Raw genomic sequence first — 3,672 nt, 5'->3', positions numbered from 1 at the left:
TATTCGCCGCGCGCTCCGTTCCTCAAAATCGTTTGGCTGTCTCAGGCGTCCCACTGTTGGCGCTGTTGCTCTTCGGTTTCTGTTTCGCTGTCGCATCCTCTGTGTACGCCGGCGATGAGACTTCGGTAAAACATTCGTTTCTCGGTGTGGGCAAAGCCAATCAGGCAGTGATCATCGGCGAGGACGGCGAGGTGGAATGGAAATTCGACATGCCGGCCAGTGACGGGTGGGTGCTGCCGAACGGCAATGTGCTGCTGGCTTTGTACGGGACGAAGGATTTTCCCAACGGCGGCGTGGTTGAAGTCGATCGGAAAACAAAACAGATCCTGTTTCAGTACAAAGGCCGCCAGAAGGAAACGAGCACGGTGCAACCTCTCCCCGACGGAACGTTTCTCATCGCCGAGCTGGGGCCGGAACCGCGGGCGATCATCGTCAATCGCGACGGCGAGATTGTGAAGACGACTCCGCTGCAATGCCAGAAAGAAAACACGCATATGCAAACCCGCATGCTGCGGCTGCTGCCCAATGGCAATTATCTCGCCCCGCATCTGCTCGACTTCGCCGTCAAGGAATATAACCCGGCCACCGGCGAGGTGGTTCAAGTGATCAAGACCGACGAACGGGGCCGCGAAAAACGGGACTGGCCTTTCACCGCCATCCGCCTGGAAAACGGCAACACCGTGATCGCCAGCTATCGCACCAAAGGGGATCAGGTGAAGCTGTTCGAAGTCACCCCGGAGAAGAAAGTCGTCTGGCGTTACTCGGGCATGAAGTCCGGCTTTCATCATTTTCAAATCCTGACCACCAACGGCAAGCCGGTTAAAGCGAACACCTGGAAATAACTACAGAGACAATATCAACACCTTACGGATGCGAGTGTACTCGTGACGAAAATGTGCGCGGTTTATCAGCCAGCGCATCAGAAACCCCGGAATTGCGAAATGCGCGACTCCGGGTTTTTTTATTGGCGGGGACAGAATACGGGGCGCTGGGTTCGTTTTTACTGGACAAGACCTCCTGACATGCTTCTAAGCAGAGCGATTCTCCAGGAGTTTTCGATTTCCTGGTTTTTTACCGGTAAATCGCTCAAGTTGGGGACGTTTACTTAATGGTGGAGTCTCTTCTTATACATTTCCTTTGGTGTTCATCCCTTCTTGCGGGCACAATCTTTCGCCTGTGAAAACCCAATCGTTTGTAACAGAAATTCAAAAGAAGCCAAAAGGCCAGCAATGTTACTGGTCAAAAATGTCATTAATCAAATTATATTTTTATGAAAGTGAGAACACTGTGACCAAAAAGTCGCTCGTAAATCGCCATCGAGGATTTACATTAATTGAATTACTGGTCGTGATTGCCATTATTGCGATTCTGATCGCATTACTGCTTCCCGCTGTGCAGCACGTCGCAGTACCTGTAAAAACAATCTGAAGCAGATTGGGCTGGCACTGCATAACTATCATGACACGCATCGGGTATTCCCTTTCGCATATCAAGGGTTATCAAGTGGTGCTCCCAATCTGGGTGCTACCAACGGCCTGGGCATTGCCTGGGGAACTTATATTTTACCATTCATGGATCAGGCTCCCCTGTACAACCTGATTTCGACACGGATGTTTGGCGCCACCGGAAACGGTGCAGGCATCCATTGGCTGGACGATACGGTGGCGACTGTCGGCACGACGACTTTGGCGAAAACCGTGATTCCCGCTTATAACTGTCCTTCCGATCCGATGTCCGGCATCAATACGGACCGCGCTTCCTACGGCAAATCAAACTATCTCGCCGTGGTCGGCACTGACTGGGATGGAAGCGGCCCGATTACGGGCGGAGCAACGACAAACTTCCTGGGTGTTTTTTACGGAAATTCCAGCACCCGGATTCGTGATCTTACCGATGGTGTCAGTAACACACTTCTTGTCGGCGAACGTACCACAAACGGGGCTGCTAATGGCGGGATCTGGATTGGTGCCAGAGGAACCCGTTCCGACAATGGTTTGAGAGCATCAGCTGCAGGAACATTTCTGATCAATAACGCCGTGGCTACAGACGGCGCTGCCAGCAGTACGCACGTCGGAGGTTGCCACTTTCTACTGGGTGATGGTCGCGTGCAGTTTCTCAGTGAAAATATGAACTCGGAAACATACGAGTTGCTCGCTTTGATCAACGATGGAAAGGTCATCGGCGAATTTTAAGCGTGTCCCCGGGTTGATGGAAATCGTGATCGAATCCAGACTGGTTCCGTTCTCAACTCCGGTAGCACAATCAAAACAGAAAAGAACCGCGGGAATCATCCTGCGGTTCTTTTTTTATCCTCAAAAGGAAAACGAGTTCAGCAGAATTTCGTGTCTTTTCATGCCTTTCGTGGTAGAAAAATTACAAAAATGCCTCAGGTGAATGCTGTACTGTGATGGATCAGGGCAGTTTCAACCGTCGTCAGGTCCATTTATTATGTCGACCTGTAAGTAGCATTATTTAATCATGTTACATTCGATTCCCGCTGCCACGGACTTCAGCTCGATGCGGCCGAGATGCTAAGTTTCTTGCCCGTGGCTGAAGCAATTAGTGCGAGCAGTGGGTGGAAAATCTTGCTCATTGGTGTATCATCGGTTGTTGCCATACTGGATAGGGCTACACATTCGATGCACTCTACTGGGCCGATGATAAAAGGCTCGAAGTCGGTCCCGGGACCAGTCACCCAGAAACCGCTTTCGAGTGATCGTTTCAGGTCCTCGCACCCGACAGCTGATTCCGGCCGCGCAATTCATTCGATGTGCAGCAGGGATTGAAATGTGACAGTGGGACGGCCAGTGAAATGGTCTGTCATCACAGTCGTTAATCGTTCCATCAGGATTTGCAAAGGAAACTATTTTGGTCGACTCCGAAACCACACCCACGCCCGAACCGCCCTCAAGTAAGGAACTGAAATTGGCCATGAAGGCGTTTCGCAAACGCCTCAAACTGACTTGTCTGGATGATGAATCCCGAATGGGCTACGGTGCCACGTCCTCTGGTCAGCGGTCAAGCGTCGTTGCCATTGAACCGCCGAACCAGTATCCCCAGGCCATTTGGCAGGAACTGGCGAAGCAGGGAAAACTGAAGCACGATGGCAGAGGGCTTTATTCACTCGTTGAATCGTAAGCGGGCCGGTTTGATCCCTTGGCCGCGACCTTTCCAGAATCTGCGTGCAGCATGTGAGAGTGAGTTGGTGGAACGCTTCCCTATTCAGACTGTAACCGGTTGGTCAGGAAATTCCCCTTGGATCGCTTTGAAACACGATTTGCAGACGACGGAAGCTCATTTTGAGGATGTTTTGTTTGTCGATCCAAATCCAACGCAAAATCCATCGCTGTCTACGTCAGAAATGCTTCGCAATCGTTCGCAAGTGGATAGGGAGAAATGCAAAAACCCCGAGAAAACCAGTGTTTCTCGGGGTTCAAGTGCATTAAAAGTGGCGGGGACAGGATTCGAACCTGCGACCTCGAGGTTATGAGCCTCGCGAGCTACCGGGCTGCTCCACCCCGCGACAATGTGGTGGGTAGGCGGGGATTATTGTCGGCAGAGTCGGAGATATCCAGCTACCGAATGCTGAATTCTTCAGAATTAGTCGGGCGAGTCGGGATCTGGTCGCCACCAATGGGAGAATTCGTACGATCCGACTCGGACAGAAGCCGC

Annotated in this window: 4 protein-coding genes and 1 tRNA gene; 4 read left to right on the top strand and 1 reads right to left on the bottom strand. The window is 51.6% G+C overall.

The genetic code is table 11. From position 1 onward, the window contains the following. From Q0294_RS10850 to Q0294_RS10835, 4 genes are all read left to right on the top strand, one after another. Positions 1-842, top strand: an 842-nt coding sequence (locus Q0294_RS10850) for a hypothetical protein (RefSeq protein WP_299464705.1), incomplete at its 5' end; no start/stop codon positions are given. A gap of 445 nt (positions 843-1,287) precedes the next feature. Then, positions 1,288-1,428, top strand: a complete 141-nt coding sequence (locus tag Q0294_RS10845; protein WP_299464702.1) for a prepilin-type N-terminal cleavage/methylation domain-containing protein — start codon at positions 1,288-1,290, stop codon at positions 1,426-1,428. After that, entirely contained in the window at positions 1,377-2,192 is an 816-nt protein-coding gene (locus tag Q0294_RS10840; protein ID WP_366917963.1) for a DUF1559 domain-containing protein, read from the top strand. The genes Q0294_RS10845 and Q0294_RS10840 overlap by 52 nt, the downstream gene beginning before the upstream one ends. Positions 2,193-2,868: 676 nt before the next feature. Then, positions 2,869-3,138, top strand: coding sequence for a hypothetical protein (locus Q0294_RS10835; protein ID WP_299464699.1), 270 nt, complete (start codon positions 2,869-2,871; stop codon positions 3,136-3,138). A 311-nt stretch (positions 3,139-3,449) separates the two neighbouring features. Here the strand turns inward: Q0294_RS10835 and Q0294_RS10830 are convergent. Then, a tRNA-Met gene (locus Q0294_RS10830) sits at positions 3,450-3,523 on the bottom strand. Positions 3,524-3,672: the final 149 nt, after the last annotated feature.

The organism is uncultured Gimesia sp., from assembly GCF_937919775.1.
Taxonomy (GTDB): domain Bacteria; phylum Planctomycetota; class Planctomycetia; order Planctomycetales; family Planctomycetaceae; genus Gimesia.
This window is presented reverse-complemented; position numbering and strand designations above follow the sequence as displayed.